This is a genomic window from Streptomyces fructofermentans (assembly GCF_014651055.1).
In the GTDB taxonomy this organism is placed as follows: domain Bacteria; phylum Actinomycetota; class Actinomycetes; order Streptomycetales; family Streptomycetaceae; genus Streptomyces; species Streptomyces fructofermentans.
On sequence record NZ_BMWD01000027.1, the window covers coordinates 110,923 to 126,541 of the forward strand.

8 protein-coding genes, 3 tRNA genes and 1 pseudogene are annotated in these 15,619 nt (G+C 76.5%); 8 read left to right on the forward strand and 4 right to left on the reverse strand.

The genetic code is table 11. The features are described 5' to 3' along the window. Positions 1-130: 130 nt before the first annotated feature. Together IE265_RS30320 and IE265_RS30325 are read left to right on the forward strand one after the other, a co-directional pair. Positions 131-1,609, forward strand: coding sequence for an acyl-CoA synthetase (locus tag IE265_RS30320; RefSeq protein ID WP_190038930.1), 1,479 nt, complete (start codon positions 131-133; stop codon positions 1,607-1,609). Continuing rightward, positions 1,602-2,972, forward strand: coding sequence for a carboxyl transferase domain-containing protein (locus tag IE265_RS30325; protein WP_190038931.1), 1,371 nt, complete (start codon positions 1,602-1,604; stop codon positions 2,970-2,972). Before IE265_RS30320 ends, IE265_RS30325 begins: the two co-directional genes overlap by 8 nt. 358 nt (positions 2,973-3,330) lie before the next feature. Here IE265_RS30325 and IE265_RS30330 read toward each other — a convergent pair. Next, positions 3,331-3,993, reverse strand: a pseudogene (locus IE265_RS30330) (S8 family serine peptidase); the annotation flags it as partial. A gap of 301 nt (positions 3,994-4,294) precedes the next feature. Between IE265_RS30330 and IE265_RS30335 the strand changes: the two are divergent. From IE265_RS30335 to IE265_RS30360, 6 genes are all read left to right on the forward strand, one after another. Next, complete coding sequence (locus IE265_RS30335; RefSeq protein ID WP_190038932.1) at positions 4,295-4,645, forward strand: CU044_2847 family protein; 351 nt, start codon at positions 4,295-4,297, stop codon at positions 4,643-4,645. Next, the gene (locus IE265_RS30340; RefSeq protein WP_190038933.1) at positions 4,642-6,474 is read left to right on the forward strand and encodes a VMAP-C domain-containing protein; all 1,833 of its coding nucleotides are present in this window, start codon (positions 4,642-4,644) and stop codon (positions 6,472-6,474) included. The genes IE265_RS30335 and IE265_RS30340 overlap by 4 nt, the downstream gene beginning before the upstream one ends. 37 nt (positions 6,475-6,511) lie before the next feature. Next, the gene (locus IE265_RS30345; protein ID WP_190038934.1) at positions 6,512-7,546 is read left to right on the forward strand and encodes an AAA family ATPase; all 1,035 of its coding nucleotides are present in this window, start codon (positions 6,512-6,514) and stop codon (positions 7,544-7,546) included. Positions 7,547-7,841: 295 nt separating this feature from the next. Further along, the gene (locus IE265_RS30350; protein ID WP_190038935.1) at positions 7,842-11,606 is read left to right on the forward strand and encodes an SAV_2336 N-terminal domain-related protein; all 3,765 of its coding nucleotides are present in this window, start codon (positions 7,842-7,844) and stop codon (positions 11,604-11,606) included. Positions 11,607-11,956: 350 nt separating this feature from the next. Further along, positions 11,957-12,994, forward strand: coding sequence for a rod shape-determining protein (locus tag IE265_RS30355; RefSeq protein ID WP_190038936.1), 1,038 nt, complete (start codon positions 11,957-11,959; stop codon positions 12,992-12,994). Between the two features lie 47 nt (positions 12,995-13,041). Beyond that, positions 13,042-14,649 carry a GAF domain-containing protein gene (locus tag IE265_RS30360; protein WP_190038937.1) on the forward strand — a complete coding sequence of 536 codons (1,608 nt, stop codon included), beginning with the start codon at positions 13,042-13,044 and terminating at the stop codon, positions 14,647-14,649. 575 nt (positions 14,650-15,224) lie between these two features. Here the strand turns inward: IE265_RS30360 and IE265_RS30365 are convergent. The 3 genes from IE265_RS30365 to IE265_RS30375 form a co-directional block, all read right to left on the reverse strand. Then, positions 15,225-15,301, reverse strand: a tRNA-Ile gene (locus tag IE265_RS30365). A gap of 166 nt (positions 15,302-15,467) precedes the next feature. Next, a tRNA-Asn gene (locus IE265_RS30370) sits at positions 15,468-15,540 on the reverse strand. 5 nt (positions 15,541-15,545) lie between these two features. Further along, positions 15,546-15,618 (reverse strand) — tRNA-Asn (locus IE265_RS30375). Position 15,619: the final 1 nt, after the last annotated feature.

A 15,619-nucleotide genomic window follows, 5' to 3' on the forward strand; every position in this document is an offset into this window, starting at 1 on the left:
CCGGCGGCCGATGATGTACGGAGGGACCGTGGAGGCCCCGGTCCCCACCGTGCCCCGCCCGCGCCCGGCTCCGGGCGACCGCGGGTACGGACCGTTTCGACGAACGACGAACCACGAAGGAGTACGACGCGTGTTCCCTCTCTTCCCGGCCCTGACCGAGGCCCTGGCGGACCCGGACGGCGCCGGCGCGCGGCGGCCCGCACTGCGCTTCGGCGACCGCTCGCTGACCTACGGCGAACTCGCGGCCACCGCCGCCTCGCTGGCCGCCCGCGTCGGAGGGGCGGACCGGGTCGCGGTCTGGGCGACCCCCACGGCGGAGACCGCCGTCGCCGTGGTCGCCGCGCTGCTGGCCGGTGTCCCCGCCGTGCCGCTCAACCCGAGGTCGGGCGAGGGCGAGCTGGCGCACATCCTGTCGGACAGCGCGCCCTCCCTGGTGCTCGTGGCGCCGGGCGACGAACTCCCGCCCGTGTTCGGGCCGCTGGAGCGCGTCGCCGTCGACGTACGGGCCCCCGACCGGGCTCCGCCCGCCCACGGCTTGGCCGACCCGGGTCCTGAGGCGCCGGCGTTCGTCGTCTACACCTCCGGCACCACCGGGCCGCCGAAGGGAGCCGTCGTCCCGCGCCGGGCCGTGGCCGCCACCCTGGACGCGCTGGCGGACGCGTGGCAGTGGACCGGCGACGACGTCCTGGTGCACGGGCTGCCCCTGTTCCATGTGCACGGGCTGATCCTGGGCGTGCTCGGGCCACTGCGCCGGGGCGGGTCCCTGCGCCACCTCGGCAGGTTCGCGATCGAGGGGGTGACGAGGGAGCTGGGCGGGGGCGCCACGATGCTGTTCGGCGTGCCGACGATGTACCACCGGATCGCCGAGGCGCTGCCCGGCGATCCCGCGCTGGTGAGGGCGCTCGCGGGGGCGCGGCTGCTGGTGTCCGGGTCGGCGGCCCTGCCCGTGCACGACCACGAGCGGATCGCGGCCGCGACCGGCCGGCGGGTCGTCGAGCGGTACGGGATGACGGAGACCCTGATGAACACCAGCGTGCGCGTGGACGACGCGTCGCGTGCGGGCACGGTCGGCGTGCCGCTGCCCGGGGTCGGGCTGCGGCTGGTCGAGGAGGACGGGACGCCGATCGGGGCACTCGACGGTGAGACCGTGGGCGAGATCCAGGTCAGCGGCCCGAACCTGTTCACGGGCTATCTGAACCGCCCGGAGGCGACCGCGGAGGCGTTCACCCCGGACGGCTGGTTCCGCACCGGGGACATGGCGGTGCGGGACCCCGGCGGCCAGGTGCGCATCGTGGGCCGCAAGGCCACCGACCTGATCAAGAGCGGCGGTCACAAGATCGGGGCGGGAGAGATCGAGAACGCGCTCCTGGAGCATCCCGGCGTACGGGAGGCGGCCGTGACGGGTGAGCCCGACGACGACCTCGGTGAGCGGATCGTGGCGTGGATCGTGCCCGCCGACCCCCAGGACCCGCCGTCCGCACAGGAGTTGGCGGACCATGTCGCCGGCCGCCTCGCGCCCCACAAGCGCCCCCGGGTGGTGCACCACCTCGACGCCCTGCCCCGCAACGACATGGGCAAGATCATGAAGCGTGCGCTGACCCATGGCTGAGCACGCGCCGCGGTGCACGGCCCGCGAGGCGATCGCGCTGGTCACCGGCGGGACCTCCGGGTCCTTCGAGGAACTGCCCGCGCCGCCGGGCGCGTACGGACCCGACGGCCCGCTGGCCTGGCGCGGTTACGACGCCTCGCGGGCCCGCGCCGGGGCCCGCACCGGCGAGGAGGAGTCCGTCGTCTGCGGCACCGCGACCGTCGGCGGGGCGCCCGCGGTGCTGGTCTCCTTCGAGTTCGGCTTCCTCGGCGGTTCGCTGGGCGAGCGCACGGGAGACCGGCTGGAGGCCGCGTACGCGATGGCGCGCGAACGCCGGCTGCCGGTCGTCTCGCTGGTCGCGACGGGCGGCAGCCGCATGCAGGAGGGCATGCGGGCACTGGTCCAGCTCCAGCGCGTGGCACGCGCGTCGGCGCTGCTGCGGCAGGCCGGGCTGCCGCAGCTCGCCGTGCTGCGCGACCCGACGACCGGCGGCGGCTGGGCCACGCTGGGCGCCGGCGCCGACGTGGTGCTGGCGCTCCCCGGCGCCCAGGTGGGCTTCGCGGGCTCGCGGGTCCGCCCGCCGGACGCCGACCCCGCCGCCTACACGGCCCTCGGGCAGTTCACGGCGGGCGCGATCGACGCCGTGGTCCCTCCGGACGAGCTGCCGGAGGCGCTCGGACTGTGGCTGCGGCTCCTCGGCCGCCCGTCGGCCGATCCGGTCCCGCCGCCCGCCGCCCTGGCCGCCGTCTCCCCGCCCGCGACCGGCTGGGACGCCGTACGCAACGCCCGGTCGCCCGCGCGCCCCCGGGCGGGGGCCTATCTGGACGCGTACTTCAGCTCCCGAGCGGTCCTGTCCGGGGACCGCTGCGGCGGGCGCGACGACGGGATGCTGTGCGGTTTCGGCACCAGCGCGGCGGACGGCCGTACGGTCGCGTTCGCCGCCCAGACCGGCAGCGCCACCCGGCCGTCGGGCTACCGGACGGCCGCCCGGCTGGTGCGGCTCGCGGACCGGCTGGGCATCCCGGTGCTCACGCTGGTCGACACGCCGGGCGCCGCCAACGACGCCGAGGCGGAACGCCAGGGTGCGGGGGCGGCGATCGCGGACCTCTTCGGCGCGGTGGCGACCGCCACGACACCCGTCACCACGCTGCTGATCGGCGAGGGCGGTTCGGGCGGCGCCCTGGCACTCGCCGCGCCGGACAACACCTGGGCCACGCCGGACAGCTACTTCTCCGTGATCGCCCCCGAGCAGGCCGCCGCCATCCTCAAGCGCGGGCCGGACGAGGTGCGCGCGACGGCCGACCAGTTGCGCATCAGGCCGCAGGACCTGGTGGCGCTCGGGGTGGTCCGCGGCGTCGTGGACCCGGCGGAGCCCTCCGGCTGACCCGGGCGCACGGCCCGCGCGACGGGGTGCCGCCTCCCCGCCCCCGGGAGGCGGCACCCTCCGCGTCCGGGTCGGCACCGCGACTCCTGTGGCCGCGCGTGCCTCCCGCCGGACGGCCGGTACGCGTGGCGGCCCTGCCGCACGCCCACCGCCCGGATGACCTCCTGCGTCACGGAACCGCCGCGGTCCTCGCGCGCCCGAGGCCCGCGGCGACACGTGCCGGGCGACACGTGCCGGGTGTCGCGGGGCACGGTCGCGGTCCCGCTCCGGGCGTGCCGGCCCGCGCCGGAGAGCGGCACGGTCCGCCACGACTTCCCGTCGTCGTCAAAGACCTCGCGTGGCCCGGCCGATGCCACCGCGCGGCGCCGCCGCCGACCCTGGACGTGACGTGTGTGCCGTGGCCGTTGCGGTCGGCCGCCTCCTCGCCCTCGACGAAGCTCCGGGTCGCGGAGACCCTGCCCGCGAGGTCGGGATGCCCCTCGTCCACTCCCGTGTCGTGGACGGCGACGGTGACGTCCTTGCCGGTGAGCCCGGCCTCCCATGCCTCGGGGGTGCCGATGAGGGCGTTGCTTTCGGCCATCCCGGCGCGTACCCGGCCGTCCGGCCGGACCTTGTCGATCCCCTTCCGGCGGGTCGTCGCCCGCCGGAACACCCGCCCCTGGCCGGCGCCGACGCGGCGCCGCGGATGCCGGGCAGCGCGCGTGTCCGCTCGGCCCCGCGCGGGAGCGCCGCACGGCCGCTCCCGCCGCTCCCGCCGTACGTGGCGATCAACGGCAGTCCGCCGGTCGCAAGGTCGGTGAGCCCCGGCGGATCAACCCGCCCACGTCGAACAGGCGGTGGTCGAGAGTCCCCGCCCGCGGGTGGGGCAGTGCCTCGTCCGGTACGACGGTGAGGGGGCCGTTCGCGTCCTGGGTGCGGACCGCTCCAGTGGCTCCCCCGGGCCGTTCGACGGTGAGCGTCCTGCGGCAGCCGGGCCTCCGGAGTCCCGGGTGCCGGCCCGTGCCGCGGGGAGCGGTGCCAGGACGAGGGCGGCCGACGCGAGCGCCGCCCGCGTCCCGCGGTCCTCCGGTCATCCGTGCGTCTCCTCGTTCTCCTCGTCGTCGCCGCCGGCGGACCGGCACCGGGTGGGGACGGTCCGCGGGTGCCGCGACGAGTGTCGGGGGCCGGTGTCGCCGTGGTGGTGCCGTGCCCGGCGGGAAGCTGACCCGGCGGATTTCCGCCAGAGGACCGGTGGACGACCCGTGGAAACGGCGACACGGACAAGTACCGTCCGTGACAATGGGGTTGGTCATCGGTTACGAGCACGGGGGTTTTGGCACGTCATGGAAGGCTTGGTGGAGTTCAAGACCGACGACGGCACTCTCGTCGTCGTCGAGGGCGCCGAGGACGAGTCGGGCTCCCGCCTGGTCGCGCGGGACGACGGATCGTTGCGGGCGACCCGTACGTTCGAGGACTCCCTCGACGGGGTGCGGGCGGCCGCCGCCTCGGCGCTGCGCGTCTTCCGGGACGGCTCACTGGCGCCCGACTCGGTGGAGATCGAGTTCGGGGTGAAACTCACGGCCGAGGCCGGGGCGTTGATCGCGAAGGGCGCGGCCGAGGCGCATCTCGTGGTCAAGCTCTCCTGGTCGCCGGGGTCGCCGGACGGTTCTCCGGAGGCCGCCCCGCGGTCATGACCAGCGCTTCCTGGCAGACGAGAATCAGCTGCGGGCGGGACGTCGGCGCCGGCTTCCTGGTCACGGAACGGCATGTGCTGACGTGCGCCCATGTGGTCGCCCGCGGCGGCGAGGAGCCGGTCGGCGTGTCCTTCGCGCACGGCGGCGAACAGGACGTGCCCGCCCGGGTGGTGGCGCACGGCGGCTGGGACGGCCGCGAGACCGACCCGGGCGATCTGGCGGTGCTGGAGCTGGACCGTCCGGTGCCCTGGCGGCCCGCGGAGTTCGCGGCGCCCTCCGACGCGTACGGCGATCCGCCGCGCAGACTCCTCGCGTACGGCTTCCCGAAGCGTCACGACGAGGGGACGCTCGCCGAATACCGCGCCACCGCACCCCAGTTGATCGCCGGCGAATGGGTGCAGCTGGAGGCCTGGGCCGCGCACGGGCAGCCGCTGGCACCCGGCTTCAGCGGAGCCGCGGTGACCCTGGCGGACAGCGGGCGGGTGGTGGGCATGGTCTCCGCCGCGGCCCGCAGCCCGGAGATCCGCAACGGACGGATGCTGCCCGCCCAGGTCATGGCGCGGTACTGGCCGCGGCTCGGCGAGCTGATCCCGACGCCGGAGTACGACCGCGCGGACAAGGAGCGGCTGCGGCACCTGGTCGAAGCCGCGCAGGGGCGCGGTCCGCGGGGGCACGGCCACGAGGGCCGCTGCGACACGGCAGACCCGCCGGGACCGGGCGGCGGCGGTTCGCGGGCCGTCCTGGAGTGCGGCCCCGAGCGCCTGTACCTCGACGCGGTCGGGCCGCTCGGGCCTCCGTTGCCGCCGCTCGGCTTCGGCTCGCTGTGGGACGCCGCCTGGTACCTCCTCTCGGAGGTGCCCGACCCCGCCGCCGTCGCCCGGTTCGCGGTGCGGCTGGCCGACTTCGTGGACGACATGCGCACCCGCGCGGAGCTGCGCGCCTGGCCCGCGCCGGCCCGGGCCCGCCGCGCCGACCCGGCTCCCCCGGCCCCGCCCGCCGTCGCGCGCGACGCCGTGCGCTGGTCGCCGATCCTCGTCGAGATCGCGCCGAGCGGCTCCGGCGACGGCCACTTCCTGGTCGAGGTCTGCGCCTACACGGGCCGGCACCGCCGGGTGGTGGGCCAGCGCCGGCTGCCGGTCGACCGGGTACGCGCCTACGCGCTGGAGCGGATCGACGAGGCGTACCGCGAACTGGAGCCGGGCGCACGGGAGTTGATTGCCTTCGTACTGCCGCGCCGCTGGCTCAACGCGGATGTGGCGCAGTGGCAGCGCAGCGCCGACGACGACAGTCCGCTCGGTTCCTTCGCACCGCTCGTCGTGATGGACCTGGAGCGGCGGCGCAGCGGCGGACTCCAGCACAAGCTGCGCCAGAAGTGGCGGTACCTGGACGAGCGGCCCGCGCCCCGGCTGCACCGCATCGACTGCTGGGCCGTCGGCCAGGACCAGGTGAAACTGACCGTCGGACTGCGCCGGGACGCCGACATGGTCGGCTTCGCCGCGCCGCCGCGAGCCGACGGCGTCAGACGGCTCTTCCAGGCGGGGCTGAACGCGGCGGTACCCGTGATGGTGTGGCCGCGCACGGGCTGCCGCGGCGAGCACCGGTGCGGCGGGTCCGCCGACTGCCGGGGCTCGACGTTCCTCGACCGGCTCACCGAGCACCTCGCCGGCCTGCCGGCCCGTGAACTCCCCTCCTACGTACACGCGTTGCGCGAGACGGCGTACGCGTCCGAGGCCCGGGAGCCGCACTGGGCGTACGACCTGGCGCTGCTGTGGGAGGACCCCGAGAGCCTGCCCGACCCCGTCGGACATCTGCACGACCCCGTTGGCTGAGGCCCCGGCCGCCCGCCGGAACACGTTCGGAGAGACCATGTCCCTGTGGCCCGTCTACACGGGTACGAGCGAGCCGCACGACGGCATCGCGGAGCTGCCCGCTCCACCGCCCTGGCGCGACTTCGACGGCGGCCCGGAGCTGGCGACCCCCGCCGAGGACGACGACTCCTCGGCGGCGTCCCCGGACCGCCGGCACCGCGCCCGCACCTACCGCCCCACCGACCGGGCCGTCCAGCTCGTCAACGCGGCCCTGTACCTGCGCCGCCCGCTGCTGGTGTCGGGCCCGCCGGGCAGCGGCAAGTCGAGCCTCGCGTACGCGGTGGCCAGGGAGCTGCGGCTCGGGCCCGTCCTGCGCTGGAACATCACCAGCCGCACCACGCTCCACGACGGCCTCTACCAGTACGACCCGCTGTCCCGGCTGTACGCCGCCGGGCAGGCGGCCGCGCGCGAGGCGGCCCCGGACGACCGGGTGCCGCCCGGCGGCGAGTTGCAGGACCACCTGCGGCTGGGCCCGCTCGGCACCGCGCTGCTCCCCTACGGCCGGCCGCGGGCCCTGCTGATCGACGAGATCGACAAGTGCGACCTGGACCTGCCCAACGACCTCCTCAACATCCTGGAGGAGGGCCAGTACGAGATCCCGGAGCTGGTCCGCGCCGCCCGGCACACCCCTTCGGCCGAGGTCATGGTCGACGGGACCGACGAACGGGCCGAGGTCGCGCGCGGCCGGGTCCGCTGCCGCGCCTTCCCGTTCGTGGTGCTCACCAGCAACGGCGAGCGCGAGTTCCCGCCCGCGTTCCTGCGCCGCTGCGTGCGCCTGGAGTTGCACCAGCCGCGCGGCGCCCAACTGGAGCGCATCGTCCGGGCCCACCTGGGCGAGCCCGACGGGTACGCGCGCGAACTGATCGACCGGTTCCTGTCCAGGGGGACCGACGGGGAGCTGGCCACGGACCAGTTGCTCAACGCGATCTACCTGACGGGGGCGGCCGGGATCGACGCGGCGTCGCGCGACGAACTCGCGGAGCAGCTCATGCCGTACCTCAGCCGCACGGGGGACGAACCGGATGCCTTCTGAGCCCGGCGGCCCGTCCGGACCCGGCCCGACCGACCCCGGACCGACCGACCGGGGTCAGTCCGACCGCGGCCCGACCGACCCCGGTCCGACCGGACGCGGCCCGGACACGGGACGCGACCGGGGCCCCGGACCGGGCGCGGGACCCGGCGCGGGACGGAACGCGGTCGCCGGAGCGGTCGGGGAGCGCGACCCGGGCGCCGGACCCGGTCCGGGACGGAGTCCGGGCGCGGGACCGGGGTCCCCTGCCGCCGGGAGCGCCGGGGGTGCCGGGGCCCCGGCCGAGCCGGGGGCCGGAGTGGCGCGGCTCACCCGGGTGCTCGCCGGGGCACGCGGCGCGGGCGGTGAGGGGCCTGGGCCCGCCCCCGCGGAACTCGCCGAACTGCTCTGGCTGGCAGGGCACATGAAGGCCCCCGCCGAGCACGGGCCCGCCGTCCCGCCGGCTCCTCCCGCCCCCGGGGCGCCGCCGCCGGCCGACGGCCCGGAAACGCCGCCCGGGCCGGGGAGCACCCCTCCCGGCCACGGTCCGGCGGCCCCGCAGGACGTACGGGACCCGCGGGGCTCACAGGACGCGCACGATTCGCGAGCCCCGCGGGACCGGGCGGACCCGTCCGGTCGCCCCGACCGCCGGGTGCCGCTGCGGCTGCCCGGCACCCGGGACCCCCGCGGGCGCGGCGGCCCGTACTCCTCGCTCCTCGCCCCCGCGCCGCCGATGCTGCCCCACCCGCTGGCACTCCAGCGCTCCCTGCGCCCGCTCAAACGACGGGTGCCGGCCCCGCGCGGCCGGGAACTCGACGAGACGGCGACGGCGCACCGGATCGCCCGCCTCGGAGCGGCGCCGCAGTGGTGGCTGCCCGTGCTGCGCCCGCTGACCGAGCGCTGGCTGACCCTCCACCTCGTCCACGACACCGGGCCGACCATGCCCGTCTGGGCGCCCCTGCTCCGCGAACTGCGCGCGGCGCTGGCCCAGTCGGGCATCTTCCGCACGGTCGAGACGCACCGGCTGGAGACCGACGGCACGGTACGCCGGCCGGGCTCGCAGGAGGCGTACGCCGACGGCCGCACGGTGACCCTCGTCGTCAGCGACTGCGTGGGCCCGCAGTGGCGGGACGGCCGGGCGGGCGGACGCTGGTACGCCACCCTGCGGCGCTGGGCGGCACGGATGCCGGTGGCCCTGGTCCAGCCGCTGCCCGAACGCCTGTGGCGCACCACCGCGCTGCCGGTCACCACCGCGCGGATCAGCGCTCCGTCGCCCGCCGCGCCCAACTCCGCGTACACCGTGGACGCGTACGCCGTCGACGACCCGCCGCCCGGCACGCTCCCGCTGCCCGTCCTGGAACCCTCGGCGCCCTGGCTGGCCAACTGGTCCGCGCTCGTGGCCGGCGGGAGCGGGCTGCCCGGCGCAATCGGCCTGCTGGACACCGCTCCGCCGCCCGCGCCGGTCGACGCGGCGGGCCGGGGCGACGTCGAGCGGCTGTCCCCCGAGGAACTCCTGCTGCGGTTCCGCTCCCTCGCCTCTCCCGAGGCCTTCCGGCTCGCCGGGCATCTCGCCGTCGGACCTCCGGAGCTGCCCGTGATGCGGCTGGTCCAGGCGGCGATCGAGAAGTACCCCCGGCCGCAGCACCTGGCGGAGGTGATCCTCAGCGGCGCGCTGACCGCGGTCCCCGGCCGGGCGGGCGCGTACGCCTTCCGGCCGGGCGTACGGGAGCTGCTGCTGCGGACCCTGCCGCGCACCGCGCACGGGCGGACCTCGGAACTCCTGGCCCGGGTCGGGGCGTCGATCGACGCGCGGGCGGGCATGGCCGCCGGGGACTTCCGGGTGGCGGTGCCGGGAGCCGGGGGGTTGAGCGCCGAAGGCGAGCCGTTCGCCGCGGTCCGGGAGGAGAGCGTCCGGCGCATGGGCGGTTCGCCGCCGGGCCCCGGGCTCGTGCTCGGCAGGTACCGGCTCGTACGGCGTCTCGGGCGCGGCAGGCAGGTCGTGCTCGCGCAGGACACCAGGGTGGACCGGCTCGTCGCGGTGTACGCGTACACGGGGGTGGACCCCGAGCGGTTCCTGCGGGACGCGCGGGCCCTCGCGGAGGTGGGGCACCCTAACGTGCCGACCGTCCACGACTTCGGCGTCGAGGGCGCGACGGCCCACCTCGTCACGGAGTTCGTGGAGGGGCTCAGCGTGGCCGAGCTCACCGCGGAGGGGGGCTTCCAGCTGCCGTTCGCCCTGCTCGCACCGCTGGCACGGCAGGTCGCGCAGGCGCTGGACGCCGTGCACGCGCGGGGCCTCACGCACGGCGGGTTCACACCGAACGGCCTGCTCGTGCGCCCGGACGGCACGGTGAAGATCACCCACTTCGCGCTGGGCGCCGCGTCCGCGCGGGACGCGACCGACGATCTCGCCGGCTTCGGCCATCTGCTGAAGGAGCTGGCGGAGGGCGAGCCGGGCGGCGAACTGGGCGGGGTCCCCAGCCGGTTCCGCCCGCTGTTCGGCGACGCCGTCACACCGCTCACCTCGGCCGACCCGGCAGCCCGGCGGCGCGGCCAGGACCTCCTGCTCAGCCCGTCCTACGCGCAGGCCCTGGAGGCGGTCGCCGCCGACCGGTACCGCTACCGGCTGCTCGGCCCGGTGCGGATCAGCCGGGGAGGGGACGCGCTGCGCGCCCGCCCGCCCCGTGAGCAGGCCCTGCTGGCCATGCTGCTGCTGCGGCAGGGCCGGACCGTCACGCACGAGGAGCTGACCCTCGGGCTGTGGGGCCGGACGCCGCCGCAGCGCGCCGCCCGCCTGCTGGCCGGGTACGCCGCCGGGCTGCGCTCGGCTCTCGGCCCGGGGGTCGTGGCCACCACGTCCGGCGGATACGCCCTGCACGCGGGCCCGCACTGCGTCGACGTGGACCGCTGCGACGGACTGGTCGCGCGGGCGCGGTCCCACCGGGACGCCGGGGACCCGGTGTCCGCCCGTGCCGCCGTCCAGGACGCGCTCAGCCTGTGGGCGGGCGACCCCGTCGACGGGGTGCCGGGCCCCGCCGCCGAGACGACCCGTGGCCGGCTGCGCGCCCTGCGCCTCACGCTGTGCGTCCTGCGCGCCGAACTCGACCTGGAGAACGGGGACGCCCGGCGGGCCGGCGACGACCTGGGCGACCTCCTGCGCGCGCACCCCGGACGCGAGGACATGCGCCGACTGCACCTGCTGGCCCTGCGCGCCCAGGGCCGCGTCGCCGAGGCGCTCGACTCCTACGAGGCTTACGAGGCGCGGCAGAAGGGCCGGCGCGGCGAACCCGACCCGGTGCTGCGGGAACTCGGCCGCACCCTGCGGGACCTTCCCCGGCCCGCGGCGCGCCGGGCGACGGCGGCCCCGGCCACCGCTGCCGCCGTGCTCGCCGGCTCCTCCCATGTGCTCATCGGCTTCGACGGCCCCCTGGTGCGGCTCTACACGCGGGCGACGGAGCGGCAGGCCGTCGGGGAACTCACCGCCCTCCTCACGGAACTGACCGGCCCCGGCGCCGGCCCGGACCCCGCGCCGGTCCCTTCCGGGGGTACGCCCTTCCCGCCGCCGGAAGGGCGCTCGAACCCCCTGGACCTGCTGCGGGCGTTCGCGGACCGTCCGCAGGGGGCCGATCTGCGCCGCCGGCTCAACCGCATCGAGGAGCGTGCGGTGGCGGGCGCGGCGGCCACACCGTTCTCCGACGCCCTGATCACCACGCTCGGCGCCCTCGGCCGGCGGGTCGCCGTCGTCTCGGACAACGCGCCGAGCGCCGTGTGGAAGTACCTCCAGGCCCACGGCCGGCTGACCGGACTGGTGACCGGCGGGGTGCACGGCCGCACCGAGGACCTCACCCGGCTGATGCCGGACCCGGACTGCCTGCTGCGGGCCCTGGAGGGGCTCGGCGCGGCCCCCTCGGACGCCGTCCTCGTGGGTGCGTCCGTCGCCGAGCTGGCCGCGGCGGACGCGATCGGGCTGCGCTTCCTCGGCTACACCCGCTCGGAGCGGCACAGGCAGCGCCTGGTGCGGGCCGGCTGCACACTGACCACGTCCTCGTGGGCCCCGCTCCTGCGAGCGCTGCCCCACACCTGAACTCCCCCGCCCGCAGGCGGGGGACGACGGCACCCCGTGCGGCGGGCGCCCGCCGCACGGTGCCGCTTCCGCGTGGGCCCCTCCTCGCGGGCGCCTCCCGGCCCACGTCCGGCACCCTCCCCCGGCGCCCCCGCGCGGCAGCATCCCTCCGGCCCCCTCGCCCCCGGCGCCTCTCCGGCCCCGCCCGCTCCCGGGACCACCCGTCCGGAGCCGTCCGCCCAGGACCACCCGTCCAGCGGCACCCCGCCCGGCCCTCCCCGGAAGGCGCCCCTCCGCCTCCTCCCGCACGATGCGAGAGAGGACCGCCGCCCGGCGGAGTCCCACGGTCAGCGCTCTCGGGAGGACCCGCCATGACCGCCAGTCTCGAGCAGTTGCGCCGCTGCCACTTCGCCGTCGACATGGGGGCCGCGAGGACCCGCGTCTTCGTGAAGGGGGCCGGTCTCGTCGTGGACCAGCCCAGTGTGGCCGCGGTGAACACGAAGACGGGCGCCCTGATCGCGGTGGGCGAGTTCGCCGAACGGATGACGGGCCGCACCCCCCACTACATCCGCGTCGTACGGCCCGTCTCGGGCGGCACGGTCGTGGACATCGAGATGGCCCAGCGGATGCTGCGCCAACTCCTCGGCGACAAGGTGCGCCGCACCCTGCGGCGCAAGCCCCGGCTGCGGGCCGCGGTCTGCACCCCGCACGACGCGGACCCGCTCGCCCAGCGCGCCGCGGTCGAGACGCTCGTCGGTCTCGGCGCGCGCCGGGTCGAGCTGGTCGACACGCTGATCGCCGCGGGGGTCGGCTGCGGGCTCCCCGTGGAACGCCCCGAGGCCACCATGATCATGGTGTGCGGCGCGGCCGCCACCCAGGTCGCCGTGCTGTCCCTCGGCTCGATCGTCACCGCCGAGCGCATCCCGGTGGGCGGCGAGGCCATCGACCACGCCATCGTCCAGCACCTGCGCCACCAGCACGAACTGATGCTCCCTTCGCAGTCCGTGCGCCCCCTCCAGCTCGCCCTGTCGGGCAACGGCCTGACACCGCACGGCCCCGCGTCGACGGAGATCCACGGCCGTGACGTGGCCACCGGCCTCGCCCGGTCCGTGCAGGTCGACACGGCCGCGGTGCGGGACGCGATCCAGACACCCCTGACGGCGGTGCTCGACGGGATCGGCAAGGTGCTCCGGGTCTGCCCGCCCGACCTGGTGGCCGACCTCGCCGACCGCGGGATCATGATGGTCGGCGGCAGCGCCCTGCTGCCGGGCCTCGACCAGATGCTGCGGCACGCCACGGGCATGCCGGTGCACATCGCCGAGCGGCCCGACGTGTGCGCGATCCTCGGTCTGGGCGCGATGCTGGAAGGCCGCATCGAACCCCTGATCCTCGACCCGCTGGCCACCTGAGCGGGCCCACGACGTCCGTACGCGCAGAGCCGCCCCAGGCGCCCCGCATGACCGAGCCCTCCGGGTCCGGCACCCCGCGCATCCCCCTGCCCCGCCTCCTGGACACACTGGTCGGCGTCGGCAGCGACCTCGATGTGCGCGCCACGCTCCAGCACGTCGTGGACAGCGCGGTGGAACTGACCGGCGCACGGTACGCGGCTCTGGGCGTGGTCGACAGCGCGCGGGACGGGCTCACGGAGTTCTGCACGGCGGGGATGCCGGAGGCGGAGCGGGCCCGGATCGCCCGTCCGCCCGACGGGACCAGCGGGCTGCTCGGCGCGCTCGTCCGCGACCGCGTGCCGCTGCGCCTGGCCGACCTGACCACCGACCCGCGCTCGTGCGGCGTGCCGCCCGGCCACCCGGAGATGCGCAGCTTCCTCGGCGTCCCGGTGCTGGCGCACGGCGAGGTGTACGGGAACCTCTACCTCACCGAGAAGCGCGGCGGCGGCCCCTTCACGGACGAGGACGAGCAGGTCGTGCGCGTGCTGGCCACCCGGGCGGGCGTCGCGATCGGCAACGCCCGCCTGTACGAGTCGGCCCGGCAGCACGAGCGCTGGATCGAGGGCGCGGCGAAGGTGACGACGGCACTGCTCACCGGCACCGCGGCGGCCGACGCGCTGATGACGGTCGCCGAGTGCGCGCGGGTGCTGGCCGAGGCCTCGGCCGGGGTGATCCTCCAGCCCACCCCTGACGGCGGCATGGAGATCGTGACCGCGTCGACGCCGGACGACCCGGGCGACCTGGTCGGCACGACCATCGCGCCCGGCAGCGCCGTGCTGGACCAACTCCTGGGCGGGGAGCCCGTGTTCGTCGAGGACTCGGCGACGGACCCGCGCATGACGACCCCCGTGCGGCACCGGTTCGGCCCGAGCATGCTGCTGCCGCTCCAGGCCGACGGCAGGCTCATCGGCACGCTCGCGCTGCCCCGGCGGCGGGGCGGACGCCCGTACACACCCGTGGAGCGGCTGCTGGCCACGCGGTTCGCCTCGCACGCCGCGCTGGCGATCGTCCTCGCCGACGCGCAGCAGCGGCGGGAGTGGCTCGCGGTCTTCGAGGACCGCGACCGGATCGCCCGCGACCTGCACGACCTGGTCGTCCAGCGGCTCTTCGCGACCGGCATGATGCTGGAGTCGACCCGCCGCCGTGCCGCCACCGCCGAGGTGCCCGAACCCGAGGTGCACACGGCCCTCGGCCGGGCCGTCGACGAACTCCAGTCGACGATCCAGGAGGTCCGTACGACGATCTTCGCGCTCCAGCAGACGCCGGCGGACGCCCCCACCTCCGTACGGGGCCGGGTGCTGCGCGAGACGGCGTGCGCCGCGGCGGTGCTCGGGCCGCGGCCCTCCGTCCGGTTCACCGGGGCCGTCGACACACTCGTCCCGGAACCGGTGGCCGCACGGCTCCTCGACGCTCTGCGGGATGCCCTCGCCGCGGCGTGCCGCCGGACGGGGACGACCCGGGTCGGTGTCGACGTCGACGCGACGGCGACGCTGCCGGACGGGCGGGCCGGGGTGCGTCTGACGGTGACCGACGACGGCCGGCCGGGCGGACCCGGCGCGGGGGGCCCGGACGCAGAAGGGGACGGGACCACGGTGACGTGGCAGTCCCCGCTGTGAACCGCCCCCGCACCACGCGCTGAATCCGTGCGCCCGCCGCCCCGGTGGCCCTGTGACCGTGCGGCCTGTGGCCCTGTGGCCCGTCCGCCCTGTGGCCCGCCGCCCCGTGGGCCCGTGCCGCCCGCCGCCCCGTTGGCCCGTGCCGCCCGCCGCCCCGTTGGCCCTCCCCGACCCCCGCAACCCGTGTCCCGGTCGCCCCTGCTGGACCTGTCGCCCCGTCGCCCGTGCCTCGGCCGGGGCCACCGTCACGGGGCCCGCCGGGGCCCGGCGTACGCCACCGGGGTCACGTGGGGCCGCGGATCGCCCCGCGCCGGGTGAGGGCGTGCGGGGAAGCCGCCGGGAGGGGGTGGAGAGGCGGTGCGGAAGGCCTGAAAGGGGTCCGGCGGGGGCCGCCCGAGGCGGCGGAAGAGGGCCGTCCGGAGGAATCGCCGCTTCGTAAATGGGGCCGCGCCGGAGACCTCCGACACGGACGGCGGATCCGGTGCCACGCTGGGCGGACCCGGGACCACCCGACCGCTGAGAATCCGTCAGACCCACGACCCCGCAGGTCGGATCGATTCTTCACGCGTAGCGCGTGGTGGGGCGGGTGGGACTCGAACCCACGGCCGACGGATTATGAGTCCGCTGCTCTAACCGGCTGAGCTACCGCCCCATTACGGCGCGTCGCGCACATTTGTGCGCGCCGTCTGCCGCAGCATAGCCGCTCATACGATCTCCTGCTTCGGATGGTCGGCTTCGCATGACCTTGAGGACCCCGCCCCGGGCGGAGCGGTTCCCCCGGGCATGAAAAAGGACCCCTGAGGGGTCCCTTTCCGCTGCTCTCCCGACTGGACTCGAACCAGTAACCTGCCGGTTAACAGCCGGCTGCTCTGCCAATTGAGCTACAGGAGATCGAGCTCCCCCGACTGGACTCGAACCAGTAACCTGCCGGTTAACAGCCGGCTGCTCTGCCAATTGAGCTACGGAGGAT

Excerpts from the sequence above, each read along its gene's own strand:
- IE265_RS30340 (WP_190038933.1), top strand. The coding sequence starts at position 4,642 with ATGACCAGCGCTTCCTGGCAGACGAGAATCAGCTGCGGGCGGGACGTC.
- IE265_RS30360 (WP_190038937.1), top strand. The coding sequence starts at position 13,042 with ATGACCGAGCCCTCCGGGTCCGGCACCCCGCGCATCCCCCTGCCCCGC.
- IE265_RS30335 (WP_190038932.1), top strand. The coding sequence starts at position 4,295 with ATGGAAGGCTTGGTGGAGTTCAAGACCGACGACGGCACTCTCGTCGTC.
- IE265_RS30355 (WP_190038936.1), top strand. The coding sequence starts at position 11,957 with ATGACCGCCAGTCTCGAGCAGTTGCGCCGCTGCCACTTCGCCGTCGAC.
- IE265_RS30345 (WP_190038934.1), top strand. The coding sequence starts at position 6,512 with ATGTCCCTGTGGCCCGTCTACACGGGTACGAGCGAGCCGCACGACGGC.
- IE265_RS30325 (WP_190038931.1), top strand. The coding sequence starts at position 1,602 with ATGGCTGAGCACGCGCCGCGGTGCACGGCCCGCGAGGCGATCGCGCTG.